Source organism: Micromonospora sp. NPDC049101 (genome assembly GCF_040648675.1).
Classification (GTDB): Bacteria; Actinomycetota; Actinomycetes; order Mycobacteriales; family Micromonosporaceae; genus Micromonospora.
On the sequence record NZ_JBEZED010000007.1, the window covers coordinates 39258 to 63382 of the forward strand.

General features: G+C 71.4%; 23 protein-coding genes. 15 read left to right on the forward strand and 8 right to left on the reverse strand.

The features are described from left to right. Window positions 1-22: 22 nt before the first annotated feature. On the forward strand, window positions 23-781 hold the full coding sequence (locus tag AB0B57_RS11575; RefSeq protein WP_357067967.1) for a type III pantothenate kinase: 759 nt from the start codon (window positions 23-25) through the stop codon (window positions 779-781). Between the two features lie 3 nt (window positions 782-784). On the opposite strand, the gene AB0B57_RS11580 is transcribed toward AB0B57_RS11575, so the two are convergent. After that, window positions 785-1522 carry a class I SAM-dependent methyltransferase gene (locus AB0B57_RS11580; RefSeq protein WP_357067969.1) on the reverse strand — a complete coding sequence of 246 codons (738 nt, stop codon included), beginning with the start codon at window positions 1520-1522 and terminating at the stop codon, window positions 785-787. Window positions 1523-1610: 88 nt separating this feature from the next. On the opposite strand from AB0B57_RS11580, the gene lysS reads away from it, so the two are divergent. The 3 genes from lysS (at window position 1611) to AB0B57_RS11595 (ending at window position 6677) form a co-directional block, all read left to right on the forward strand. Beyond that, window positions 1611-3119, forward strand: a complete 1509-nt coding sequence (gene lysS / locus AB0B57_RS11585; protein ID WP_357067971.1) for a lysine--tRNA ligase — start codon at window positions 1611-1613, stop codon at window positions 3117-3119. Between the two features lie 111 nt (window positions 3120-3230). Continuing rightward, window positions 3231-3575, forward strand: coding sequence for an Lsr2 family protein (locus AB0B57_RS11590; RefSeq protein WP_110563841.1), 345 nt, complete (start codon window positions 3231-3233; stop codon window positions 3573-3575). A 558-nt stretch (window positions 3576-4133) separates the two neighbouring features. Next, complete coding sequence (locus tag AB0B57_RS11595) at window positions 4134-6677, forward strand: ATP-dependent Clp protease ATP-binding subunit (RefSeq protein ID WP_357067974.1); 2544 nt, start codon at window positions 4134-4136, stop codon at window positions 6675-6677. A 756-nt stretch (window positions 6678-7433) separates the two neighbouring features. Here the strand turns inward: AB0B57_RS11595 and AB0B57_RS11600 are convergent. Next, window positions 7434-8345 carry an A/G-specific adenine glycosylase gene (locus AB0B57_RS11600; RefSeq protein WP_357067976.1) on the reverse strand — a complete coding sequence of 304 codons (912 nt, stop codon included), beginning with the start codon at window positions 8343-8345 and terminating at the stop codon, window positions 7434-7436. A gap of 96 nt (window positions 8346-8441) precedes the next feature. Between AB0B57_RS11600 and AB0B57_RS11605 the strand changes: the two genes are divergently transcribed. From AB0B57_RS11605 to AB0B57_RS11615, 3 genes are all read left to right on the forward strand, one after another. Continuing rightward, window positions 8442-8954, forward strand: a complete 513-nt coding sequence (locus AB0B57_RS11605) for an ACT domain-containing protein (RefSeq protein ID WP_357067978.1) — start codon at window positions 8442-8444, stop codon at window positions 8952-8954. Between the two features lie 14 nt (window positions 8955-8968). Beyond that, complete coding sequence (locus tag AB0B57_RS11610; protein ID WP_357068429.1) at window positions 8969-9535, forward strand: peptide deformylase; 567 nt, start codon at window positions 8969-8971, stop codon at window positions 9533-9535. 118 nt (window positions 9536-9653) lie between these two features. Further along, window positions 9654-10370 carry a hypothetical protein gene (locus AB0B57_RS11615; protein ID WP_357067980.1) on the forward strand — a complete coding sequence of 239 codons (717 nt, stop codon included), beginning with the start codon at window positions 9654-9656 and terminating at the stop codon, window positions 10368-10370. 6 nt (window positions 10371-10376) lie between these two features. On the opposite strand, the gene disA is transcribed toward AB0B57_RS11615, so the two are convergent. The 4 genes from disA to AB0B57_RS11635 all read right to left on the reverse strand — a co-directional run bounded on the left by disA (window position 10377) and on the right by AB0B57_RS11635 (window position 15017). Further along, window positions 10377-11561 (reverse strand): DNA integrity scanning diadenylate cyclase DisA, encoded by a 1185-nt coding sequence (disA, locus tag AB0B57_RS11620; RefSeq protein WP_124772010.1) that lies wholly within the window; start codon window positions 11559-11561, stop codon window positions 10377-10379. A 132-nt stretch (window positions 11562-11693) separates the two neighbouring features. Then, window positions 11694-13151 carry a DNA repair protein RadA gene (gene radA, locus AB0B57_RS11625; protein WP_357067983.1) on the reverse strand — a complete coding sequence of 486 codons (1458 nt, stop codon included), beginning with the start codon at window positions 13149-13151 and terminating at the stop codon, window positions 11694-11696. Window positions 13152-13236: 85 nt separating this feature from the next. Beyond that, window positions 13237-14037, reverse strand: a complete 801-nt coding sequence (locus AB0B57_RS11630) for a hypothetical protein (RefSeq protein WP_357067985.1) — start codon at window positions 14035-14037, stop codon at window positions 13237-13239. Between the two features lie 140 nt (window positions 14038-14177). Then, complete coding sequence (locus AB0B57_RS11635; protein WP_357067987.1) at window positions 14178-15017, reverse strand: UbiA family prenyltransferase; 840 nt, start codon at window positions 15015-15017, stop codon at window positions 14178-14180. A 46-nt stretch (window positions 15018-15063) separates the two neighbouring features. Here AB0B57_RS11635 and AB0B57_RS11640 point away from each other — a divergent pair, with 46 nt between their 5' ends. The 4 genes from AB0B57_RS11640 (at window position 15064) to AB0B57_RS11655 (ending at window position 18855) form a co-directional block, all read left to right on the forward strand. Then, a complete protein-coding gene (locus AB0B57_RS11640) occupies window positions 15064-15834 on the forward strand; it encodes a methyltransferase domain-containing protein (protein ID WP_357067989.1) in 771 nt (256 codons plus the stop codon). A gap of 42 nt (window positions 15835-15876) precedes the next feature. After that, on the forward strand, window positions 15877-17043 hold the full coding sequence (locus AB0B57_RS11645; RefSeq protein WP_357067991.1) for an acyl-CoA dehydrogenase family protein: 1167 nt from the start codon (window positions 15877-15879) through the stop codon (window positions 17041-17043). A gap of 94 nt (window positions 17044-17137) precedes the next feature. Beyond that, window positions 17138-18187, forward strand: coding sequence for a type III polyketide synthase (locus AB0B57_RS11650; RefSeq protein WP_357067993.1), 1050 nt, complete (start codon window positions 17138-17140; stop codon window positions 18185-18187). Window positions 18188-18219: 32 nt separating this feature from the next. Then, window positions 18220-18855 carry a hypothetical protein gene (locus AB0B57_RS11655; protein ID WP_357067995.1) on the forward strand — a complete coding sequence of 212 codons (636 nt, stop codon included), beginning with the start codon at window positions 18220-18222 and terminating at the stop codon, window positions 18853-18855. A 13-nt stretch (window positions 18856-18868) separates the two neighbouring features. Here the strand turns inward: AB0B57_RS11655 and AB0B57_RS11660 are convergent, their stop codons facing one another. After that, the gene (locus AB0B57_RS11660; protein ID WP_357067997.1) at window positions 18869-19558 is read right to left on the reverse strand and encodes a hypothetical protein; all 690 of its coding nucleotides are present in this window, start codon (window positions 19556-19558) and stop codon (window positions 18869-18871) included. 327 nt (window positions 19559-19885) lie between these two features. Between AB0B57_RS11660 and AB0B57_RS11665 the strand changes: the two genes are divergently transcribed. From AB0B57_RS11665 to AB0B57_RS11680, 4 genes are read left to right on the forward strand one after another with little or no spacing between them, the layout of a single operon-like run. Continuing rightward, window positions 19886-20371 (forward strand): CarD family transcriptional regulator, encoded by a 486-nt coding sequence (locus AB0B57_RS11665; RefSeq protein ID WP_007073334.1) that lies wholly within the window; start codon window positions 19886-19888, stop codon window positions 20369-20371. A gap of 55 nt (window positions 20372-20426) precedes the next feature. After that, complete coding sequence (gene ispD / locus AB0B57_RS11670; RefSeq protein WP_357067999.1) at window positions 20427-21122, forward strand: 2-C-methyl-D-erythritol 4-phosphate cytidylyltransferase; 696 nt, start codon at window positions 20427-20429, stop codon at window positions 21120-21122. Between the two features lie 16 nt (window positions 21123-21138). After that, on the forward strand, window positions 21139-21621 hold the full coding sequence (gene ispF, locus AB0B57_RS11675) for a 2-C-methyl-D-erythritol 2,4-cyclodiphosphate synthase (protein ID WP_357068001.1): 483 nt from the start codon (window positions 21139-21141) through the stop codon (window positions 21619-21621). A 10-nt stretch (window positions 21622-21631) separates the two neighbouring features. Then, window positions 21632-22660 carry a tetratricopeptide repeat protein gene (locus AB0B57_RS11680; protein ID WP_357068003.1) on the forward strand — a complete coding sequence of 343 codons (1029 nt, stop codon included), beginning with the start codon at window positions 21632-21634 and terminating at the stop codon, window positions 22658-22660. A 290-nt stretch (window positions 22661-22950) separates the two neighbouring features. On the opposite strand, the gene AB0B57_RS11685 is transcribed toward AB0B57_RS11680, so the two are convergent. Beyond that, entirely contained in the window at window positions 22951-24117 is a 1167-nt protein-coding gene (locus tag AB0B57_RS11685) for a homogentisate 1,2-dioxygenase domain-containing protein (protein WP_357068005.1), read from the reverse strand. Between the last annotated feature and the right edge of the window lie 8 nt (window positions 24118-24125).

Sequence of the window (24125 nt, forward strand, 5' to 3'; positions counted from 1 at the left end):
TCCGGTTGTCTAGGCTGCGTGCGTGCTGCTCTGCATCGACATCGGAAACACCAACACCGTGCTGGCGACCTTCGACGGCGACAAGCTGGTGCACTCCTGGCGGATCAAGACCGATGCCCGCTCGACGGCGGACGAGTTGGGCCTGATGTTCCGGGGGCTGCTCGCCGGGGACAACGTCGAGATCACCGGCGTGGCCGCCTGCTCGACGGTGCCTGCCGCGCTGCGCTCGCTGCGCACCATGCTCGGCCGCTACTACGCGGACCTGCCGAGCGTGATCGTCGAGCCAGGCGTACGGACCGGGGTGCAGCTGGCGATCGACAATCCGAAGGAGGTGGGCGCCGACCGGGTGGTGAACACGCTTGCCGCGTACTCCCTCTACGGCGGGCCGTCGATCGTGGTGGACTTCGGCACCACCACCAACTTCGACGTGATCAGCGGCCGGGGCGAGTTCCTCGGCGGGGCGTTCGCCCCGGGCATCGAGATCTCCTTCGACGCGTTGGCCGCCCGCGCCGCCCAACTGCGCAAGGTCGAGGCCACCAAGCCCCGTTCGGTGATCGGCAAGAACACCGTGGAGTGCCTCCAGGCCGGCCTCTACTTCGGGTTCGCCGGGCAGGTGGACCGCATCGTCGAGCGGATGACCGAGGAGTTGGGCGAGGTGAAGGCGGTGATCGCCACCGGCGGCCTGGCCTCCCTGGTGATCAACGAGTGCCGCACCATCACCCACCACGAGCCGATGATCACGCTGATCGGCCTCCGGATGGTCTACGAACGCAACCTGTGACAGTCAGTGCCGCCGGGCGCGCAGCACCAACGTCCGGTACGGCAGCTCGACGGTCTCCCGACCGGCCAGGTCGGGGTGGGTGTCGAGGAGTTCGGTCAGCTCCCGCTCCACCCGTTGCTGATCCTCGCCGGAGGCGGTGAGCCAGTACGAGCGGGTACGGACCATGCCGAGCACCTCGTCCGGGGTGAGGGTCGTGCGGTGTACGAACTCGCGCGCCTCGATCGCGCCGAACGCGGGCCCGAAGTCCGTGTTCCTCTCGACCAGGCCGGCGGACTTGTCGTCGAGGTGGGCGATCCGGCCCAGCTCCGCCACCCAGTCGACATTGTCGTCCCGGATGTTCCAGATGGGGGCGAAGGTGCCGCCGGTGCGGAGCACCCGGGCGATCTCGGCGTGCGCCGGCTCCCGGTCGAACCAGTGGTACGCCGTCCCGACCAGCACCGCGTCCGCCACCGCTTCGGGCAGCGGCACCGCCTCGGCGCTGCCCGCCAGCGCCGTCGTGCCCGGGGTGCTCTCGGCGAGCTGCGCCCGCATCCCCGGATCGGGTTCGACGGGTACGACCTCGTGGCCCAGCGCCTGCACGTCCCGGGTCAGGATGCCGGTGCCCGCGCCGAGATCGACGATCCGGGCGCGGCGCAACCCGTCGAGTGCCCACCGGAGGGCAGCTGCCGGATAGTGCGGTCGAAACCGGTCGTAACTACTCGCCGCGGCACCGAAGGACAGGGCGTGAGTGTGATCGACCATGACGGGCAGGTTATCCGGTAACAGCCCCCGGACGGCTTGAGTACGCTCGGCCCTGACCCCCTGAATCTTCGTGACGAGGAAGCGTGCCGTGAGCGAGCAGAACGCCGTGCCAGTGGACCCCGCCGACGACCTTCCCGAGCAGATGAAGGTCCGCCGGGAGAAGCGGGACCGGATGCTCGCCGAGGGCGTCCAGCCCTACCCGGTCGGTTTTCCCCGGACGACCACCCTGGCGCAGGTCCGGGCCCGCTATGCCGACCTGCCGACCGACACCGCGACCGGCGACCAGGTCGCGGTCACCGGCCGGGTGATCTTCGTACGCAACACCGGCAAGCTGTGCTTCGCCACCCTGCGCGACGGCGACGGCACCGAGTTGCAGGCGATGCTCTCCCTGGACCGGGTCGGGCCGGAGCGGCTGGAGGCGTGGAAGCGCCTGGTCGACCTCGGCGACCACGTCGGCGTCACCGGTGAGGTGATCACCAGCCGCCGGGGCGAGCTGTCGGTGTTGGCGCAGCGCTGGGAGATGACCGCCAAGGCGCTGCGGCCGTTGCCGGTGGCACACAAGCCGCTCTCCGAGGAGGCCCGCGTCCGGCAACGTTACGTCGACCTGATCGTCCGGCCGCAGGCACGGGAGATGGTCCGTACCCGAGCCGCCGCCGTACGCAGTCTGCGCGATTCACTCCACGGACAGGGCTTCATCGAGGTGGAAACACCGATGTTGCAACTGCTGCATGGCGGGGCGACGGCCCGGCCGTTCGTGACCCACAGCAATGCGTTGAGCACTGATCTGTATCTGCGAATCGCTCCGGAACTGTTTCTCAAGCGCGCGGTGGTCGGCGGTGTCGACCGAGTCTTCGAGATCAACCGCAACTTCCGTAATGAGGGTGTCGACTCTTCGCACTCGCCCGAGTTCGCGATGCTGGAGACGTACCAGGCGTACGGCGACTACGACACGATCGCCGACCTGACCCGTAATCTCGTGCAACAGGCGGCGATCGCGGTCAGCGGTTCGACGGTGGTGACCCACGCCGACGGGCGGGAGTTCGACCTGGGGGGCGAGTGGCGGTCGGTCACGCTGTTCGGCGTGCTTTCCGAAGCGCTCGGCGAGGAGGTCACGGTCCGCACCGAGCGGACCCGCCTGGTCGAGTACGCGGACAAGGTGGGATTGGCGGTCGACCCGAAGTGGGGGCCGGGCAAGCTGGCCGAGGAACTGTTCGAGGAACTGGTCGTCCCCAGCCTGGAGGCGCCCACCTTCGTGCGGGACTACCCGGAGGAGACCAGCCCGCTCACCCGGGCCCACCGCGGCGAGCCGGGGCTGGCCGAGAAGTGGGACCTCTACGTGCTCGGTTTCGAGCTGGGCACCGGGTACTCCGAGCTGGTCGACCCGGTCGTGCAGCGGGAGCGGCTGGTGGCCCAGGCGCAGCTCGCGGCCCGTGGCGACGACGAGGCGATGCGCCTCGACGAGGACTTTCTCCGGGCGATGGAGTACGGAATGCCGCCGGCCGGCGGTATGGGAATGGGAATCGACCGGCTGTTGATGGCCCTGACCGGCCTCGGAATTCGGGAAACGATCCTCTTCCCGTTGGTCCGCCCGGAGTAGTCTCGCCCGCCACGCGCCGTGCCGTAACGGCATCCTATTGACGCGGCAAGCACTGCGGGGGTTATTGTGCTCTCGTTAGCAGGAGTGCCCTGCTCGAAAGGAATGTGGGACGTGGCCAAGCAGATCATTCACAAGCTGGTCGATGACCTGGACGGCGGGGACGCGGACGAGACCGTCAAGTTCGCCCTCGACGGCGTTCAGTACGAGATCGACCTGTCGAGTGCCAACGCGGCTAAATTGCGCGACGCTTTTGCCTCGTACGTGGGCGCCGGCACCAAGGTCGGCCGGGGCGGCGTGGTGATCGGTGGGCGGGCCGCCCGTGGTCGGGGCGGCGCGACGGCCGATCGCGAACAGAACAAGGCGATCCGGGAGTGGGCCAAGAAGGCCGGCAAGGACATCTCGGACCGGGGTCGTATCCCGCAGGAGATCGTCGACGAGTACCACGCGAAGCGCTGATCCAGCACCAGTTGGTGGTCAGTCGCCACCGTAGGCGACACCGACGCCGGGCCGGAGGAGTTTCTCCGGGCCGGCGTCGCCGTGTCTGCGGGCCGTCTGCGGGCCGGCGTCGCCGTGTCTGCGGGCCGTCTGCGGGCCGGCGTCGCCGTGTCTGCGGGCCGGGAAGCATTCCGCGTGCACCGACGTTGTCCACAACCAGTGGAGCAACTATCCACAGCCTGTGGACAAGCTTCCCCAAGCTCGGTGCGCGGCGTTGCCGCGACCGGCGGTCCGCCCTCCCGAGGGCTTCCGGAACGCCTCCGAAGCCCGGATCGGGCGTCGGTCGCCCCAGTCGGATTTCGCTCTGCGCGTAGCGACAGGACTACCGGAACACCTCCTGAGCGCGGACGGTTGTCCAAAACGACGTGCAACCGACCCAGACCGGAGACACACGACCTCAGCTGAGTCGGTCAGCGACGATAGAGTAAGGAGGCACGGACGCCCGTCCCGGACGTTCGTGCACCGGCCCCGCCAAGATCTTGACCATCAAGGCGCACGGCACGTGAGGAGCACGAGGGCATGTTCGAGCGGTTCACCGACCGAGCGCGACGGGTTGTCGTCCTGGCCCAAGAAGAGGCCCGGATGCTCAACCACAACTACATCGGTACGGAACACATCCTGCTGGGCCTGATCCACGAAGGTGAAGGCGTCGCGGCGAAGGCCCTGGAGAGCCTCGGCATCTCCCTGGAGGGCGTCCGCCAGCAGGTCGAGGAGATCATCGGCCAGGGTCAGCAGGCGCCGAGCGGGCACATCCCGTTCACGCCGCGGGCCAAGAAGGTGCTGGAGCTGTCGCTGCGCGAGGCGCTGCAGCTCGGCCACAACTACATCGGCACGGAGCACATCCTGCTCGGGCTGATCCGTGAGGGCGAGGGCGTCGCCGCCCAGGTGCTGGTCAAGCTCGGCGCCGACCTCAACCGGGTCCGCCAGCAGGTGATCCAGCTGCTCTCCGGCTACCAGGGCAAGGAGCCTGCCGCGGCGGGCGCCGCGCCGGGTGAGGCCGCGCCGTCGACCAGCCTGGTGCTGGACCAGTTCGGCCGCAACCTGACCCAGGCCGCCCGCGAGGGCAAGCTCGACCCGGTCATCGGGCGCGAGAAGGAAATCGAGCGGGTCATGCAGGTGCTCTCCCGCCGTACCAAGAACAACCCGGTCCTGATCGGTGAGCCCGGCGTCGGTAAGACCGCCGTGGTGGAGGGGCTTTCCCAGAAGATCATCAAGGGCGAGGTGCCCGAGACTCTGAAGGACAAGCAGCTCTACACGCTCGACCTGGGTGCGCTGGTCGCCGGTTCCCGCTACCGCGGTGACTTCGAGGAGCGCCTCAAGAAGGTGCTCAAGGAGATCCGCACCCGCGGCGACATCATCCTGTTCATCGACGAGATCCACACCCTGGTGGGTGCGGGTGCCGCCGAGGGCGCGATCGACGCCGCGAGCATCCTCAAGCCGATGTTGGCCCGTGGTGAGCTGCAGACCATCGGTGCCACCACGCTTGACGAATACCGCAAGCACCTGGAAAAGGATGCCGCTCTCGAGCGTCGGTTCCAGCCGATCCAGGTGGGTGAGCCCTCGCTGGCGCACACCATCGAGATCCTCAAGGGCCTGCGTGACCGTTACGAGGCGCACCACCGGGTGAGCATCACCGACGCCGCTCTCGTGGCTGCGGCGACGCTGGCCGACCGGTACATCTCCGACCGCTTCCTGCCGGACAAGGCGATCGACCTGATCGACGAGGCCGGTGCCCGGATGCGGATCCGTCGGATGACCGCGCCGCCAGACCTGCGTGACTTCGACGAGCGCATCGCCCAGGTGCGGCGCGACAAGGAGTCCGCGATCGACGCTCAGGACTTCGAGCGTGCCGCCCAGCTGCGCGACAAGGAGAAGCAGCTGCTCGGCCAGAAGGCTCAGCGGGAGAAGGAGTGGAAGGCCGGTGACCTGGACGTCGTCAGCGAGGTTGACGACGAGCAGATCGCCGAGGTGCTCGGCAACTGGACCGGCATCCCGGTCTACAAGCTGACCGAGGAGGAGACCTCACGCCTGCTGCGCATGGAGGACGAGCTGCACAAGCGCGTCATCGGCCAGGAGGATGCGGTCAAGGCGGTCTCGAAGGCGATCCGGCGTACCCGGGCCGGCCTGAAGGACCCGAAGCGCCCGTCGGGCTCGTTCATCTTCGCCGGCCCGTCCGGTGTCGGTAAGACCGAGCTGTCCAAGGCGCTCGCCGAGTTCCTCTTCGGCAGCGAGGATGCCCTCATCCAGCTGGACATGTCCGAGTTCCACGACCGCTACACGGTCTCCCGGCTTGTGGGTGCCCCTCCCGGCTACGTCGGTTACGACGAGGGCGGGCAGCTGACCGAGAAGGTGCGGCGTCGGCCGTTCTCGGTGGTCCTCTTCGACGAGATCGAGAAGGCCCACCCGGACGTGTTCAACACGCTGCTCCAGATCCTCGAAGATGGTCGGCTCACCGACGGTCAGGGTCGGATCGTGGACTTCAAGAACACGGTCATCATCCTGACCACCAACCTGGGCACCCGTGACGTCGCCAAGGCGGTGTCGCTGGGCTTCCAGCAGTCGGAGGACGCCGAGTCCAACTACGACCGGATGAAGCAGAAGGTCAACGACGAGCTCAAGCAGCACTTCCGGCCTGAGTTCCTCAACCGGATCGACGACACCATCGTCTTCCACCAGCTGCGCCAGAGCGAGATCCTCTCGATCGTGGACATCATGATCCAGCGGATCGAGGGCCAGCTGCGCAACAAGGACATGGGTCTGGAGCTGACCGACAACGCCAAGAAGTACCTGGCGGCGAAGGGCTTCGACCCGGTGCTCGGTGCCCGTCCGCTTCGTCGCACGATCCAGCGCGACATCGAGGACAACCTCTCCGAGCGGATCCTGTTCAACGAGCTGACCCCGGGTCAGATCGTCGTGGTGGACTGTGAGGGCGACCCGAACGACATCGACAAGTCCAAGCTGGTCTTCCACGGCGCGGACAAGCCGGTCGAAGTTCCGGACGCCGTCCCGGCCGACCTGGGTGGCACTGCCGCTGGCACCGCCGCCGCAGGCGCGGACGAGTAGCACAACCAGCACAGCAAGGGGCGGGGCCCCGGTGGCGAAAGCCATCGGGGCCCCGCCTTTTTGCGCTACGCCCACAGGCCACACCCGCTCGCCGCGTTCGGCCCGTGCCCGCCGCACCGGCCCGCGCCCGCCGCGTTCGGCCCGCGCCGTGGGCCGCGCCCGCGCCCGCCGCGCCAGTCGGGTGCGCCCGTGTCCCGTGTCCCGTGTCCCGTGTCCCGTGTCCCGTGTGCCGTGTGCCGTGTGCCGTGTGCCGTGTGCCGTGTCCCGTGTCCCGTGTCCCGTGTCCCGTGTCCGCGTCCTGCGCCTGAGTGCTGCGCCGCGATGCTCGCGCCTTGTGCCGCGATGCTCGCGCCTGCGCCCGGCTGGCACAAGATCCCCACAACATCAGGGAAAGTGTTGCCTCGAAGCATCCGGAGGCAACACTTTCCCTGATGTTGTGGCCTGATCGGGGCGGCGGGGCTGATCCGGGGCGGCGGTGCTGCTCGTCAACCCGCACTCCTCGTCGATCATGCAGTTGTGGTGGGCAACAAATCGCCCTAATAGCATCAAACCAGGCACCACAACCCCATGATCGACGAGACCGAAATGCTCCTTCTCCGCGATCTTGCACTTGCTGTCGCGGCATAAGGGGGTGTTCAGGGCATAACGGCGACCGAAAGTGCAAGATCGGCGAGGCTGGGGCGTTCCTGGGGTGACGAACGTGCGGAGGCGCGAGTTTCGCGCCACTCAGCTGACCGTTAGCGCAACTGTGGTGGGTCAGGTGGTCAGGTCGGCGGTGGGGAGGGACGGGCCGTCGCCGACGAGGCGGAAGGAGTCGGTGCCGGCCGGTTCGACAAGCCCGTCCTGCACCAGGCCGGCCAGGGCACGGGCGCGCTGCACGTCGTCGGTCCAGACCTGGTCCAGCCGTTCGTGTGGCACCGGTCCGGTGGTCTCCCGGAGCACCCCGAGCAGCAGGCCGCGTACCTGTCGGTCGGTGCCCGCGTACCGCTGGGGTCGGCGGGTTGGCCCGGCCGGGGCCTCCTGCCCGGAGGCCCGCCACGCGCAGATCGACTCGACCGGGCAGGCCGTGCAGCGCGGTGACCGGGCAGTGCAGATGACCGCGCCCAGCTCCATGAACGCGGCGCTGGCCAGCGCGGCCGCGGCCGGTTGTGCCGGGAGTAGCTCCTCGGTGGCGACCAGGTCGGCTGGTCGGGTGACCGGTCCGGCGTCCGGCTCGCCGGCTACGGCCCGGCAGACCACCCGACGCACGTTGGTGTCGACCACCGGGTGCCGCTGCCCGTACGCGAAGGCTGCCACCGCCCGCGCCGTGTACGTGCCGACCCCGGGCAGGGCCAGCAGTTGTTCCAGGCGGTCCGGCACCTGGCCGCCGTGCCGGTCGACGATCGCGACCGCGCATTCCCGCAGCCGGACCGCCCGACGGGGGTAACCGAGGCGTCCCCACATCCGGATCGCCTCGGCGGGGGTGTCCGCGGCCAGCGCCGCCGGCTCCGGCCAGCGGGCCAGCCATGCCTGCCAGGCCGGCACCACGCGGACCACGGGTGTCTGCTGGAGCATGACCTCGCTGACCAGGATGGCCCACGGGCTGGTGCCCGGCGCACGCCACGGGAGGTCGCGGGCGTGCTGCTGGAACCATCGGCTGACCAGGGTGGCGAAATCGGGTTGAGTCATGGCGCCGTCGATGATGTCACGTGGTGCGGTCCCGCTGGATGGGCGGCTCGGGCGGGGTGTCCGGACGGAGTCGGGCGGATCGGCGAGAATGCGCGGATGAACGAGCTCGCGATCACCGTCATCGGTCGGGACCGGCCGGGCATCGTGGCCGACGTCGCCGAGGTGCTCGCCCGACTGGGCGCGAACCTCACCGACAGCACGATGACACGGCTGCGGGGGCATTTCGCGATGACCCTGATCTGCACCGGACCGGCCGTCGCCGAGGTCGAGGCCGCGCTGGCGCCGCTGGCCGCCGAGGGTCAACTGCTGGCGACGGTACGCGCGGTGACTCCCGACGGCGAGGTGCCCGCGGTGGGTGAGCCGTACGTGATGGCGGTGCACGGTTCGGACCGGATGGGCATCGTGGCGGCGATGACGCGGGTGCTTGTCGACGCGGGCGGGAATGTCACCGACCTGAGCACCCGGTTGGCGGGTTCGCTCTACGTGGTGTTGGCCGAGGTCGAGTTGCCGGCCGGTGTGGCCGACGCACTCGTCGACCGGCTGCATCGGACGGCTGCCGAGCTGGGCGTGGAGGTCACGCTCCGTCCGGCGGACCCGGATCTGCTGTGACCGGCGCGGAGAGCGTGCCGGACGCCGAGGCGTACGCCGGTCTGGGCGGTTGGACACCCGAGGCGTTGGCCCTGCCGGGTGTGGTGCGGGCGGTGTTGTCCGCTCCGCATCCGGTGCTGAGTCGGGCCGCCGGAGAGGTCGATCCCACGGCGGACGAGACAGTCCAGCTCGCGGCCGACCTGGTGGCGACGATGCGGGTGTCGCCGGGCTGTGTCGGGCTGGCGGCACCGCAGGTGGGGGTGGGTGCTCGTGTCTTCGCCGTGGACGTGACGGGGCATCCGAAGGCGGTCACGGTGCACGGGACCTTCGTGTTGTGCAATGCGCGCGTGGTCGAGGCGACCCGGTGGAAACCGGGCCGGGAGGGTTGCATGTCGGTGCCGGACCTGACCGGGGACGTGAAGCGAGCCAGCCGGCTGGTGGTGGAGGGTGACCTGCCGGGCACCGGTACGCCGGTCCGGTTGGTGACCGACGGCTTCGAGGCGCGGGCGTTGCAGCACGAGATCGACCACTGCGCGGGGTTGCTCTTTCTGGATCGGGTGGCGGGTGCGCACGCCGTCTATCAGCGCAAGGTCTACCTCTGATCGGGTGCCGGACGATCGGACTGTCCGTCCTCAGTGGAGGGTGGAGCGGGTGTCCCGGGAGGGCTCCGGCGCGTCGCGCTCCACTGGCGGGCGCAGCGCGGCTACGGTGGGGGGCATCATGCGTCTGACGGTCGGCCCCCTGCCACCCGCCGTGTACTGGCGGCGTCGCGTCGTCGTACTCGGAGCGGGGCTTCTCTTCCTGATTGTCCTGCTCTACTCCTGCACCGGCTCGGGTCGCTCCGACGACGACCGGAAGACGGGGGCGGCGTCCACGGCCACGCCCACCGGGACGACAGGTCCCGGCGGGCCGCTGCTGACGCCACAGACCGGGGCTCCGCCGCCGCCCGCTTCCGCCGATGCCGGTGCGACGACCCCGAGCCCCGCGATCACCAGCAACACGCCTCCACCGGGTGCGGCCGCCGGTGCGGAGGACGACGGCACCTGCACCGACGCGGAGATCCGGGTGGTCTCGGTGGCGAGTCCGACCTCGGCCCAGCGTGGGGCGCTCGTTGATCTGCACCTCAAGATCAAAAACACGTCGGACCGGACGTGCAGCCGGAACGTCGGTGCCGAGGCACAGGAGATCTTCATCAAGTCCGGTGCCGAGAAGGTCTGGTCCTCGGACACCTGCGGCAAGGTCCAGGGCTCGGACGTGCAGTCCTTCACCCCGAACCTGGAGCGCTCCTACACCGTGGCGTGGAACGGGCGGGACACCAGCCGGTGCGACGGCAGCGGGCTGGCCGCCGGGCCGTTCCCGCCGACCGGCGCGTACGAGGTGTTCGCCCGGGTCGGCACGAAGCTCAGCGCGCCGGTGAAGCTCACCGTCACCGGCTGAGCCGGATCAGACGTAGCGTTCCAGGATCGATGCCTCGGCGAGCCGAGACAGCCCTTCACGGACGCCGCGTGCCCGGGCGTCGCCGACCCCTTCGACGGCCTGCAGATCCTCGACTGTCGCGCCGAGCAGCCGTTGGAGGCTGCCGAAATGCAACACCAGACGGTCGACCACCGCCACCGGCAGCCTCGGCACCTTGGCCAGCAGTCGGAAACCGCGAGGGCTGACCGCGGCGTCCAGTGCGTCGGACGCGGCCGGGTAGCCGATGGCCTTGGCCACCGACACCAGGTCGATCAGCTCGGTGGCGCCGAGCAGGTCCAGCTCGACAAGTGCCTCGTCCAGGGTGCGCGACTTGCGGCCGACCGGGAGGTAGTCCCGGATGACAAGCGTCCGGTCGGCGTCCACGCCGGCCATCAGCTCGTCGAGCTGCAGGGCCAGCAGGCGGCCGTCGGTGCCCAGCTCCACCACGTAGCCGGCGATCTCGTCGGCGATCCGGCGAACCATCTCCAGTCGCTGCACCACGGCCACCGCGTCCCGGACGGTGACGAGATCCTCGATCTCCAGTGCGGAGAGCGTGCCGGAGACCTCGTCCAGCCGGAGCTTGTATCGCTCAAGGGTGGCGAGCGCCTGGTTGGCCCGGGAGAGGATCGCCGCCGAGTCGTCCAGCACGTGCCGCTGGCCGTTGACGTAGAGGCTGATGATCCGCATCGACTGGCTGACCGAGATGACCGGATAGCCGGTCTGCCGGGCCACCCGCTCGGCGGTGCGGTGCCGGGTGCCGGACTCTTCGGTCGGGATGGACGGGTCGGGCATCAGGTGCACGGCCGCCCGGACGATCCTGGTGCCGTCGCTGGAGAGCACGACGGCGCCGTCCATTTTGCACAGCTCCCGGACCCGCGTCGCGGAGAACTCCACGTCCAGTGGAAAGCCACCGGTGCACAGGCCCTCGACGACCTTGTCGTAGCCGAGCACGATCAGCGCGCCGGTGCGGCCGCGCAGGATGCGCTCCAAACCGTCGCGCAGGGCGGTGCCCGGGGCCATCAGGGCGAGGTTGGCGCGCAGTGGGTCCCCGGCGCTCCCGGTGGCTCCCGCGGTCACGCTCACGCTGATCGTGCGGGCGGGCGAGCCCACGGCGCCGGTGCGGGCCTGGGGCGGCGCGCCGGCTGGCTTGGTGGTATCGCGGTCGATCGGCACGGGGACAGTCTACGGACTGCCGTGCGGTGGGTGCTGTCGTGGTTACTGTGATGTGTCACGATGCGGCCCTTCCAACCCGTTTCCTGGTTGCGACGTGCTGTCCGGTTTCGCCGTCTCCGTCGGCACGGTGGGTCACTCAGCGGACGCGCGAGCCGCATGGTGCAGTGCAGAACGGACATCCGTGACCTCGGTCACGCGCATCTGCTCGGGACCGGCGCCCGCGCTGGTCGGGCCGCAACCGGGCGGCACCAGGGCCACCTTGAACCCCAGCCGGGCCGCCTCGGCCAGTCGGCGAGGCACCGCACCGACCCGACGCACCTCGCCGGTCAGACCCACCTCGCCGATCGCCACCAGGTGCGGGGCGATGGCCAGGTTGAGCCCGCCGGAGGCGACCGCCAACGCGACCGCGAGGTCGGCGGCCGGCTCCACCACCCGGATGCCGCCCACCGTGGCGGCGAAGACCTCCCGGTCGTGCAGGGTCAGCCGCTCGGTGCGCCGTTGCAGCACCGCGAGCACCATCGCCAGGCGCGCCGAGTCGAGGCCGGAGACGGTGCGCCGGGGAGAGCCGGCCACCGTCGCGCCGATCAGCGCCTGCACCTCGGTGACCAGGGCCCGCCGCCCCTCCATGGCCACCGTCACGCAGGTGCCCGGAACCGGCTCCGCGTAGCGGGTCAGGAACAGCCCGGACGGGTCGGCCAGGCTGCTGATGCCGCCCTCGTGCATCTCGAAACAGCCGACCTCGTCGGCCGCGCCGAACCGGTTCTTCACGCCGCGCACCAGGCGCAGCGAGGAGTGCTTGTCACCCTCGAAGTGCAACACCACGTCGACCAGGTGCTCCAGCACCCGCGGCCCGGCGACCTGGCCGTCCTTGGTGACGTGCCCGACCAGCACGGTGGCGATGCCGCGCTCCTTGGCGACCGAGACCAGCGCGGCGGTGACCGCGCGCACCTGGGTCACCCCGCCGGGCACCCCCTCGGTGCCGGTGGTGGAGATGGTCTGCACCGAGTCGAGCACCAGCAGGCCCGGCTTGACCGCGTCGAGGTGGCCGAGCACCGACGCCAGGTCGCTCTCGGCCGCGAGGTAGAGCCGGTCGTGCAGGGTGCCCATCCGCTCGGCGCGCAACCGCACCTGACTGACCGACTCCTCGCCACTGACCACCAGCGAAGGGCTGCCGGCATTGACCGCCCACTGCTGGGCCACATCCAGCAGCAGGGTCGACTTGCCCACGCCGGGCTCGCCGGCGAGCAGCACCACGGCACCGGGCACCAGGCCGCCGCCGAGCACCCGGTCGAGCTCGCTCACCCCGGTGGGCACGGCGCGGGCCGGGGCGGCGCTGATGGTGGCGATCGGCCGGGCCGGCTCGGACGGCACCCGGGAGCTGACCACCCGACCGGAGACGGTCGGGCCGGTCACCGTGCTCTCGACCACCGCGCCCCACTCGCCGCACTCCGGGCAGCGCCCCACCCACTTGGGCGGCTGGTGCCCACAGGCGTCGCACTGGTAGGCCGGACGAGGCTCGCGGGCGGTGGACCGACCACGGGCGGCATTTGTCGTGCCGCCACGCGGAGGGGTCGATCGGGAGGTGGTCACATCAGGACGCTAGCCCTCGCGTACGACGAAAACACCCCGGCGTGGTGGTCACCACGCCGGGGCGTCTGTCGATGCGGAGGTCGTGTCACTCGTGGGTCGTGCCGCCCTCGTCGCCCTCGTAGCCGCCCTCGCGCTCGATGATCGGCGAGGGGGGTGCGGCCGGGGTGAGCGGCACCGCGATCGGCGCCTGGCCGGTCAGCTTGATGCCGTTGCCGAAGTCGAAGGTCACCGAGACGTTCTGACCGGAGCGCAGCGCCTCGGTCAGGCCGATCAGCCGGAGCTGCGAGGTGGCCTCGGAGTTGAGCTGGAGGTAGCTCAGCGGAGCCAGCTCGATGCGGGCCAGCTCGCCGGGGGCCGCGGGGCTGGCCGAGCCCGACGCCCGCGCCGACTCCGGAGCGGACGGCGTGGCCGAGGACGACCCGGTCTCGGACGGGGTAGCCGCCGGGCGGGACGTGGACACCGACGGGCTCTGTGAGCCGGACGGCGACGCGCTGCCGGACGGCAACACGCTGCCGGACGGGGACGCGCTGGCCGACGCGGACGCGCTGGCCGACGCGGACGCCGAGCCGTCGCTGATCCGCACCTCGCGAGCGCCCTCGGTGGTGACGGTGACGGTGACCGTCTCCTTGGAGTCGTTGTAGATCACGGCGTTCAGCGGAGCGTCCTGGCCGGCCTTGTAGCCCTCGACGCCCGGGTAGTTCACCAGCAGGCCCCGGACGGAGAAGAAACCGTTGCTGGTCGTGAGGTTGGCGCCCTGGACCGACGGCTCCTTCAACGCGGTCTCGGCGATCTGACCGGTGCCGCATCCGGACGCCAGCAGGCCGGTTGCCGCAATCCCGGACAGCAACAGGGCCGCCCGCCGGGATCCCCTGATCGAGCGCGTCACGTCGGTCCTCCTCGTCACAATCCCCACCCGGACCGCATGCCGGGCACGGTGGCCATACCCGCGCAGACCGCGCTCCAGGGTAGTTGGGGCTGATCGAGGCCCGCACGCGGACCCGGCAATGCCACCTGGCCGGGTGCCGCTCAGACCACCCGACCGCTCGCCACCAGCAGGACCACGTCGATCAGGGCCACCAGCATCACCGCCCGGAAGGCCGCCACCGGCCGCCGGCCCGCCCGGACCGCCGAGCGTCCGGCGTACCAGCTCAGTGCCGGCACCACGGCGGCCGTGCCGACCGCCGCCAGCCCGATGGCCGACGGCGGCCCGGGTGGTCCGAGGACCAGGGTCGCGGTCGCCGCGAGCAGCAGGCCGGCCGCCGCCGCCCGGCTGCCGGCGGCCCCCAGCCGGTGGGGCAGGCCGCGCACCCCGGTCCGGGCGTCGTCGGCCAGGTCGGGCAGCACGTTGGCGAAGTGCGCCCCGGCTCCCAGGCAGGCCGCCGCCGTCACCAACCAGAGCGGTGGGGTCGGCTGGCCGGGCAGCGCCAGCACCACGAAGGCGGGCAGGGCGCCGAACGAGACGGCGTACGGCAGCACCGAGAAGGCGGTGGCCTTGAGCGGCCAGTCGTAGAGCAGCGCGGAGACCAGGGCGACGGTCAGCCAGAACGCCGCCGTCGGGTTCGTGGTCAGCGCCAGCAGCGGGCAGGCGACCGCGGCCACCGCCGCCGCCCAGGCCGTGGCGCGCCGGCCGACCGCGCCGGCGGCGACCGGTTTGTCGGTACGCCCCACAGTGGCGTCCCGCTCGGCGTCCAGGGCGTCGTTGGTCCACCCGACGGCGAGCTGACTGGCCAGCACGGCGAGCACCACCGAGACGATTCCGGACGCCCGGTGGCCCACTCCCCACGCCAGCAGACCGGCGACCGTGGTCACCGCTGCGGCCGGTTCTGGATGGCTCGCTCTGACCAGCCCTAACACCCTCGACGACATAAGGGAAGTCTGGTCGTTACCGAGCAGTCGTGCCACGCTCGGTGCCATGCGAGACGTGGCTGCGGCCGCGGCGCCCGCCGGCCCGAGGGTGTTGCCGCGTAACGACCCGCGCCAGTACGACGACCTGGCCGGTGAGTGGTGGCGGCCGGATGGCGCGTTCGCGATGCTGCACTGGCTTGCCGCGGCCCGCGCGGCGCTGGTGCCACCGGCGACCCGCCCCGGCGCGTTGCTCGTGGACCTGGGCTGCGGTGCCGGCCTGCTCGCGCCGCACCTGACCGGCAGGGGTTACCGCCACGTCGGTGTGGATCTGACCCGCTCGGCGCTGGTCCAGGCGGCCGAGCACGGGGTGCGCGTCGTCCAGGGTGACGCGACAGCCGTGCCGCTCCCGGACGGCTGTGCCGACGTGGTCTCCGCTGGCGAGTTGCTGGAGCACGTGCCGGCCTGGCCGCGCGTGGTGGCCGAGGCGTGCCGGCTGCTGCGTCCGGGCGGCCTGCTGGTGTTGGACACGCTGAACGACACGGCGCTGGCCCGGCTCGTCGCGGTACGGATCGCCGAGCGACTGCCGACGGTGCCGCGCGGCATCCACGATCCACGGTTGTTCGTGGATGCTCGGGCGTTGGTCGCCGAGTGTGCTCGACACGGCGTCGACCTGCGGGTGCGCGGCATCCGCCCGCAGGCCGGCGGCCTGGTCGCCTGGCTGCTGCGACGCGCCCGGGCAAACCGGTCGGGTGCGACGCCAGCCGGCCCCGTTCCGCGCATCGTGCCCACCAGGTCCACCGCCGTGCTCTACCAGGGCTGGGGAGTCCGAAACGGATAGTCGGGCCGTGGCGGGGTACGGCACTGGAGTGGAGGAGACGAGATGACGGTGCACGCGCTTGAGGCGGCCCGCCGGTTGGCGCCCCGGTTCGCCGCGCGGGCGGCCCAGCACGACCGGGACGGTTCCTTTCCGGTGGACGACTTCCGTGATCTGCGGGAGGCCGGCCTGTTCGGGTTGCTGGTGCCCCGCGCGCTGGGAGGCATGGGAGCTACCTTCGCCGAGTACACCGCAGTGGCCACTGAGCTTGCCCGGGGCAACGGGGCGACCGCCCTGGTGTTCAACATGCACGCCTCGGTGACCGGCGCGCTGGGTGCGGTCACCGAGGAGTTGGCCGAGGCGTTGGGTGTGCCGGACGAGGCGCTGGCCGCCCGGGACCGACTGCTCACCGCCGCCGCGGGTGGCTCCTGGTACGCGGTCGCGATGAGCGAGCGTGGCGCCGGCGCCCGGCTGTCCCAACTGAGCACTGTCTACGAGGCGACCGACGAGGGCTGGCATCTCAAGGGCAGCAAGACCTTCTGTTCCGGTGCCGGGCACGCCGACGGCTACCTGGTGGCGGCGCGCAGCGCGGCCGACCAGTCGGTGGTCTCGCAGTTCCTGGTGCCGGCCGGCGACGGGCTGACCGTGGAGTCGACCTGGGACGCGCTCGGCATGCGGGCCACCTCCTCACACGACCTGCACCTGGACGTCAGCGTGCCGGCCGACCGGCTGCTCGGTGGCGTGGAGGGGTTGGCGCTGGTGGTCGCCCAGCTGATGCCGCACTGGCTGGTGGCCAGCTACGCGGCCGTCTACGTGGGGGTCGCCCGCGCGGCGATCGACGCGGCGGCGGAGCATCTCAACGCCCGCAACCTGGCCGGCCTGCCGGCGGTGCGGGCCCGGCTGGGGCGAGCGGACGCCACGACCGCTGCCGCCCAGCTGGTGGTCGCCGAGGCGGCCCGTCGGGTGGACGAGGCGCCCGGCGACGAGGAGACCAACCGCTGGGTGTGGCGGGCGAAGCTGCTCGCCGGCACCACGGCGGCGGAGGTGGCCGCGTCGGTGCTGGAGGCGGCGGGCACCTCGGCGACCCGCCGTGGTCACCCGTTGGAGCGGCTCTACCGGGATGCCCGCTGCGGCTCACTGCACCCGGCCACGTCGGATGTCTGCGCCGACTGGCTCGGCATCGCCGCGTTGGGCGGCGACCCGGATCGTGACGGATCGGCACCGCGTTGGTGAGCCGACCGCACGCGGCACGCAGGAAAGAACGGCCAGCCGAGGTGGCTGGTGGGACGGCCAGGGGGAGGACAGCATCTGACGAGAGGTGGGGATCGTGTCCGTACCAGTGATCGCGGGGCTCGGGACTGCGCAGCCGCCGTCCGCTTCGCAGGACGAGTTGTGGGAGGGCTTCTTCGCCCGGCACTTCACCGGCACCACCCGGTCGTTGGCCCAGCGGATCTTCGCGAACTCCGGGGTGACCCGGCGCCAGGCGGCGGTCAACCCGCTGTTGGAGGACGTCTCGGACTGGCCGACCGAGCGCCGGATGCGCCGCTACCAGGTGGAGGCGCTGCCGTTGGGCAAGGAGGCGGTGGGTCGCGCGTTGACCGCCGCCGGGCTGGACGCCGGTGACATCGGGCTGTTCATCGTCTGCTCCTGCACCGGCTACGCCACGCCCGGGCTGGACATCCTGCTCGCCCGGGACCTCGGCATGGCCGCGGACACCCAACGGATGTTCATCGGCCACATGGGCTGTTATGCGGCGCTGCCGGGGCTCGGCGCGGCGAGCGACTTCGTCACCGCGCGGGGGCGGCCGGCGCTGCTGCTCTGCGCGGAGCTGACCAGCCTGCACATCCAGCCGTCCAGCGCCCGGGTGGACACCCAGCAGATCGTCTCCCACGCGCTTTTCTCGGACGCCGCGGTCGCCGCCGTGGTCGTGCCCGGCGGCCGGGGGTACGCGTTACGCGAGGTCACCGCGGTCACCGACACCTCGACCGCCGACCACATGACGTGGGACGTCACCGATGCCGGCTTCCGGATGGGGTTGTCGCCGAAGGTGCCGCAGGTGCTCTCGAGGCACGTCCGTGGGTTGGTCGACGAGATGCTGGCCCGGCACGGGGTCACCAGCTCCGACGTGGACGGCTGGGCGGTGCACCCGGGTGGTCCGCGAATCCTCAACGTGGTGGAGCGGGAGTTGGCACTTCCTCCGGAGGGGTTGGCCGCGTCCCGGGCGACGCTCGACGAGCACGGCAACTGTTCGTCGCCGACCGTGTTGCTGATCCTGGACCGGTTGGGCCGTTCGACGCCGGCGGCTCGGCGGGTCGTCATGCTGGCCTTCGGCCCCGGCCTCACCCTGTATGCTGCCCTGCTCGATCGACAGGAGTGAGTCTCCGCCACCTGCGGCGTTACGCTGGATGGGTGGATGCGACGGTGGATGAGCGGCTGCGCTCGGCGGTGCTGTTCGGCGCGACGGTGGCCGTCCTGGTCGTCGGCGGCTGGTGGTGGCGCTCCGCCGCGCCCTCCCCGGTGGCCGGGCCGGCTGGTGCGACGGCAGCACCTGCCGTGGGGCCCAGCGTCAGCACACCGTTGGATCGCGCCCTGGTCCGGGGTGGTGAGCTGACCGCGCGGGTCGACGGAGAGACGGGGGCGGTCGTCCGGGCGGTGGATGCCCCGCGGGCGGTGATCGACCCGGCCAACGGCACGATCATCGACATCGAGGGCGATCCGAGCTGGCTCTTCTTCCGGGGTGAGCTGCCCTCGTTCCGCGAGACGATCTGGCGGGAGCGGGCGGTGCTCGTGCCGGGGCAGCGCGTCGTCCGGCAGGCGGGCGGCGGTGACTCCCGCTACCTGCTGCAGTACCGGTGCACCAGGCCGGGCACCCTGTCGGTGACGGTCTTCGACGGCGAGCTGGCCGGGCCGTCCGAGATCGACTGCGACGGCACCATCACCACCACCGAGGTGCTCTCGCACGGCAGGCCGTTCCGGGTGGCGCTGTCGACAGTCGGGGTGCGCGAGATCGATGTCGAGGCGCAACTCGTCGGCCTGCCCCGTTAACCGGTGGGGCGGGTCAGCCGGCGAGGGCGCTCAGGTCGCTGCGGTAGGAGTCGACGGTCCCCAGGTCGGGCAACACCCGGGTCACCACACCGTCGCGGTCGACAAGCAGCGCGGTCAGGGTGCCGGGGCGGGCCGGTTGGCCCAGGAACGACCGCAGCCCGCCGGCGGGGTCGGCCAGTGCCCGGACGCCCCGGCGGTCGGGTGGCGGGGTCGCGACCGTCCGCCCTCCGGCCACGGTGATTACCACGACTCCGGCCGGCGCTGCCGTCACGGCCTCGCCGATCCGCTCGGGGCAGGGGCAGCCGTCCACCAGGATGATCATGGCGGGCAGCAGGCCGCGGAGCGGCACCGGCTCCTGGGCGGCGTCGACCAGGTCCAGCGCGGGCAGCGCGCGGCCGGCGACGGTGGCGGGAGGCGAGTATGGGGCCGGGGTCGGGCGGTCGGTGCCCCGGCTGGCGCGTGGCCAGGCGACGGCGAGGAGGCCGGCCATCGTGGTGAGCACCGCGACCATCAGCACCAGCAGTGGCAGGGCGAGGTGGCCGGAGCGGTGGCCGGCGGCGGCGCGGCGCAGCTCGCGACGCACCTGGGCGGCCTCGCTGGCGAGCGCCGAGGCGTCGTCGGGGACCACGACGCGGCCCCACTCGGGCGGCAGGCCGGGCAGGCCCTCGGTCGGCCCGTGGCCCTCGGCATCCGGCTTGCCCATCGGACCTCCTGGAGGGTCTCGAGAGCGGAGTGCGGCTCGGTCTCCAGGGTCGCGCACCAGGGGCACCTCCCGCTACACCTGGGCGCATTCCCGCTGGCCGGGATACCATGGGAGGAGCGCATTGCCCTTGATCTCGACGTTCTGTTCACTCGTGCCGGGCAGTCATCCGCACGTTACGGAGCGTGTTTGAACCATCGGTTTGACCGCCTGTCAAGCTGAAGAAAGACCTCTCACAGGGCCCCTGAGCTGCGCCAACGGTCAGGACATCGGTGAGACATCGGTGCCTGAGCGTGTTACCCTAGACACAGCGAAAGGGGTTTCGAACCTATGGTTTTCAGTGTCGGCGAGACCGTTGTTTACCCCCACCACGGGGCCGCACTCATCGAGGCAATCGAGACTCGGGTCATCAAGGGCGAGCCTAAGCAATACCTCGTCCTGAGGGTCGCGCAGGGTGACCTGACGGTCCGGGTGCCGGCTGAGAACGCCGAGATCGTGGGCGTTCGTGAGGTTGTCGGCGAAGAGGGCCTCGGCAAGGTCTTCGACGTTCTGCGGGCTCCGCACACCGAGGAGCCGACCAACTGGTCGCGGCGTTACAAGGCCAACTTGGAAAAGCTGGCCTCCGGCAATCCGCTGAAGGTCGCCGAGGTCGTGCGTGACCTGTGGCGCCGGGAGCGGGAGCGGGGCCTCTCCGCGGGCGAGAAGCGGATGCTTGCCAAGGCCCGCGACATTCTCGTCGGCGAGGTCGCGCTGGCCGAGAAGAGCACCAAGGATGAGGCGGAGACGCTGCTCGACAAGGTCCTGACCGAGGCCTAGTCCGCACAGCATCGTCTTCCCACTACCCAGCGAAGAAACCACCGAGGACCGCGACGTGACCGCGCAGCTCAACCCGCGCGGTGACGTCGCGGTCCTCGTGCCTGCGGCGGGTGCCGGTGTACGCCTCGGCCCCGGCCGACCCAAGGCGCTGCGCCTGCTCGCCGGCGAGCCGCTGTTGGTGCACGCCGTGCGTCGACTGGCCGCCGCACCGTCGGTGCACACGATCGTGGTGGCCGCACCGGTCGCCGACGTGCAGGCCGTCCGCGATTTGCTGGCCCCGGTCGCGCCGGTGATCGTCGTCGCGGGCGGTGCGGAACGGCAGGCGTCGGTGGCCGCCGCGCTGGCCGCAGTGCCCGCCGGCCCGACGATCGTCCTGGTGCATGACGCGGCCCGGGCGCTCACCCCACCCGAGCTCGTCGAGTCCGTCGCGGCGGCCGTCCGCGACGGACGGGCCGCGGTGATCCCGGTGCTGCCGGTCGTCGACACGATCAAGGAGGTCGGTGCCGACGAGGTGGTGCTCGGCACCGTCGACCGTTCCGCCCTGCGCGCGGTGCAGACCCCGCAGGGTTTCCGCCGGTCCGTGCTCAGTGCCGCGCACGCCGCGGCCGGCGACCCGCTCACCGACGACGCCGGGCTTGTCGAGAAGCAGGGCGTCGCGGTGAGCTGCGTGCCGGGCTCGGAGTACGCCCTGAAAATCACCAGGCCGTTCGACCTGGCGCTGGCCGAGCACCTGCTTGCCGCGTCCGGTTGACGCGTACTCTCTGCTCATGATCGTTCCCCGGGTGGCCATCGGCACCGACGTGCACGCGTTCGAGCCGGGCCGGCCCTGCTGGGTCGCGGGTCTGCTCTGGCCCGACCAGGACGGCCTCGCCGGGCACTCGGACGCCGACGTGGTCGCGCACGCCGCCTGCAACGCGCTGCTCTCCGCCGCCGGTCTCGGTGACCTCGGCTCCGCCTTCGGGGTGGGCCAGCCGGAGTGGGCCGGCGCGTCCGGGGTGGCCCTGCTGACCGAGACGGCGCGCCGGGTGCGGGCCAGCGGCCTGGAGATCGGCAACGTGTCGGTGCAGGTCGTCGGCAACCGCCCCAAGATCGGCAAGCGTCGTGCGGAGGCACAGGAGGTGCTCTCCGCCGCCGTGGGCGCTCCGGTCACCCTCTCCGCCGCGACCACCGACGGGCTCGGCTTCACCGGCCGCGAGGAAGGGCTGGCCGGCGTGGCGGTGGCCCTGGTGTACGACGCGCCGGCCGCCTAAGCTCGCCGCGATGTCCAGCGACCCGGCCCCCGACCAGTCCGCCGCCGACGGCTACGTCCAGCGGGCCCAACTTCTCGCCGAGCTCGGCCGCCACGACGAGGCGACCGGGGAGCTGACCTACGGGCTGGCCCTCCAGCCGGACGACGTGGACGCCCTCACCATGCTGGCCCGGGTGCACCTGGCCGCCGGCCGCCCAGCCGAGGCGCTCACCGCCGCGGACCGGGCCGTGGCGGCCGCCCCGGAGTCACTTCCGCCGCTGGTCGCCAGGGCCATGGCGCTGGCCGACCTGGAGCGGTATTCCGAGTCGGCGGCCACCGCGGATCGGATCCTCGTCCTTGACCCGGCCGACGCGTACGCCCAGCGGAGCGCGGCGGCGATCCTGGCGGACGCCCGTAACGGCCAACCGGCGTTGAACGCGGCCTGGCGTGGCGTCGAGCTGGCCCCGGAGGAGTCGCAGGCACACCTCGTGCTCAGTCTGGTCGCCGCCCGCCTGGACCTGTTCGACCTGGCCGAGCGGGCCTACCGGGAGGCGCTGCGGCTCGACCCACGTCTCACCGATGCCGCGCACGACGTGGGTGTCCTGCGGCTGGAGCAGCGCCGCTGGTCGGAGGCGTTGGCACACGTCGCCGAGGCGGTGACGATCAGCCCGAGCCGGATCGACTCGCCACGGACCCTCGCGTACGGGCTGCACCGCCTGGTGCTCTACGGCGCGGGCTGGTCACTGGTGGCGGCGGTGCTCGTCGCGTTCGCGGCGTCGGCGAACGACGGGTTCTCCCGCATCCTGGCGGTCCTCGCCGCGCTCACCGGCGGGATCGTCGTCTGGCAGCTCGCGGCCCGGCTGCCGGGACTGACCCGGACAGTCCTCCCCGCCCTGCTGCACTCGGACCGCGCGATGGCCCTGGCGATCTACGCCGTGGCCGCCGCGCCGCTGCTGCTGCTGGTCTACGCGGTGGTCGGCTCCCCGTGGCCCCTGGTGCTGACCATCGTCGCCACGGCGGTAGCCGAGTTCGCCATCTTCACCAGAACCGCAATCCGCTAGCCACCCCCACAAGAACGCCCCGCCCGCGCCCCGCGCCCCGTGCCCCGTGCCCCGTACCCCCGTCGATCTTGCATTTTCGGCCGTCGATATGCGCGGAAAGTCCCCTAAGTCGGGGGCAGAAACTGCAAGATCGCGAGAGGGCGGGCGGGGCCCGTGTCGATCATGGAGTTGTGGTGCCTGTTTTGTAATGTCGCGGGCTCTTTGTCACCCACCACAACTCCATGATCGACCCGCCGGAGGGCGGCACGGGCGGTACGGGGCCGGGAGGGGTGGGGTCGGCCGGGGGAGGGCTAGCTCCGGCGGGCCCAGGTCCAGGCGTACCCCTCGTCCTCGCAGGTGTTGGCGGCGTCGCAGAGGTCCAGGGGGCGGAAGGTGTCGACCATGACGGCCAACTCGTCGAAGTAGTCGGCGCCGATGGAACGCTCGGCGGCGCCCGGCTGCGGTCCGTGGGTGAACCCGGACGGGTGCAGCGAGATCGAGCCCTGCTCGATGCCGGAGCCGCGGCGGGCCTCGTAGTTGCCGCCGGTGTAGAAGAGCATCTCGTCGGAGTCGACGTTGTGGTGGTTGTACGGCACCGGGATCGAGTCCGGGTGGTAGTCGACCTTGCGGGGCACGAACGAGCAGATGACGAAGTTGGGGCCCTGGAAGGTCTGGTGCACCGGCGGGGGCTGGTGGATGCGGCCGGTGATCGGCTCGAAGTCGTGGATGGAGAAGGCCCACGGGTAGAGGTGCCCGTCCCAACCGACCACGTCGAACGGGTGGTGGGCGTAGACGTAGCGGGTCCAACCGCGCCGGTGGCGGACCAGCACCTCGACCTCCTCGCCGTCGACGAGCAGCGGGGCGTCGGGGCCACGGACGTCGCGCTCGCAGTACGGCGAGTGCTCCAGGAACTGGCCGCGCACGGAGAGGTAGCGCTTGGGCGGGCCGATGTGCCCGGAGGCCTCGACGGCGAGCAGCCGGACCGGCTGGTCGCCGGTGGGCACCAGCCGGTGGATCGTCGAGGTGGGGATGACGACGTAGTCGCCGGCGACCGCGTCCAGCGCCCCGAACGGGGACTCGACCCGCAGGGTGCCCGACTCGACGTAGAGGCAGTGGTCGCCGGTGGCGTCGCGGAACAGCGGCGAGGGCCGGTCGGCGAGCACGTAACCGATTCGGACGTCGTCGTTGGCGAGCAGGTACTGCCGGCCGAGGATCGGGTCGGCGCCGCCGGTGTCCAGCTTGTGGGTGCGCAGGTGGCGGGGCTTGAGCGGCAGGTTCGGTGCCCGGGTGAACGCGGGCGGGGTGAACTCGTCGGCGGCCAGGATCGCGGTGGGCGCGTGCCGGTGGTAGAGCAGGGACGAGTCGGAGGAGAAGCCCTCCTGGCCCATCAGTTCCTCGGCGTAGAGGCTGCCGTCGGGCTGCCGGAACTGGGTGTGGCGCTTGCGCGGCACCTCGCCGACGCTGCGGTAATACGGCATCTCGCCTC

What these genes read in the sequence shown, in the direction of transcription:
- AB0B57_RS11645 (WP_357067991.1), top strand. Translation starts at nt 15,877, where the DNA reads ATGACGGTGCACGCGCTTGAGGCGGCCCGCCGGTTGGCGCCCCGGTTC.
- AB0B57_RS11600 (WP_357067976.1), bottom strand. Translation starts at nt 8,345, where the DNA reads ATGACTCAACCCGATTTCGCCACCCTGGTCAGCCGATGGTTCCAGCAG.
- AB0B57_RS11665 (WP_007073334.1), top strand. Translation starts at nt 19,886, where the DNA reads ATGGTTTTCAGTGTCGGCGAGACCGTTGTTTACCCCCACCACGGGGCC.
- AB0B57_RS11660 (WP_357067997.1), bottom strand. Translation starts at nt 19,558, where the DNA reads ATGGGCAAGCCGGATGCCGAGGGCCACGGGCCGACCGAGGGCCTGCCC.
- AB0B57_RS11680 (WP_357068003.1), top strand. Translation starts at nt 21,632, where the DNA reads ATGTCCAGCGACCCGGCCCCCGACCAGTCCGCCGCCGACGGCTACGTC.
- AB0B57_RS11605 (WP_357067978.1), top strand. Translation starts at nt 8,442, where the DNA reads ATGAACGAGCTCGCGATCACCGTCATCGGTCGGGACCGGCCGGGCATC.
- AB0B57_RS11595 (WP_357067974.1), top strand. Translation starts at nt 4,134, where the DNA reads ATGTTCGAGCGGTTCACCGACCGAGCGCGACGGGTTGTCGTCCTGGCC.
- AB0B57_RS11635 (WP_357067987.1), bottom strand. Translation starts at nt 15,017, where the DNA reads ATGTCGTCGAGGGTGTTAGGGCTGGTCAGAGCGAGCCATCCAGAACCG.
- AB0B57_RS11685 (WP_357068005.1), bottom strand. Translation starts at nt 24,117, where the DNA reads ATGCCGTATTACCGCAGCGTCGGCGAGGTGCCGCGCAAGCGCCACACC.
- ispF (WP_357068001.1), top strand. Translation starts at nt 21,139, where the DNA reads ATGATCGTTCCCCGGGTGGCCATCGGCACCGACGTGCACGCGTTCGAG.
- AB0B57_RS11580 (WP_357067969.1), bottom strand. Translation starts at nt 1,522, where the DNA reads ATGGTCGATCACACTCACGCCCTGTCCTTCGGTGCCGCGGCGAGTAGT.
- AB0B57_RS11640 (WP_357067989.1), top strand. Translation starts at nt 15,064, where the DNA reads ATGCGAGACGTGGCTGCGGCCGCGGCGCCCGCCGGCCCGAGGGTGTTG.
- AB0B57_RS11615 (WP_357067980.1), top strand. Translation starts at nt 9,654, where the DNA reads ATGCGTCTGACGGTCGGCCCCCTGCCACCCGCCGTGTACTGGCGGCGT.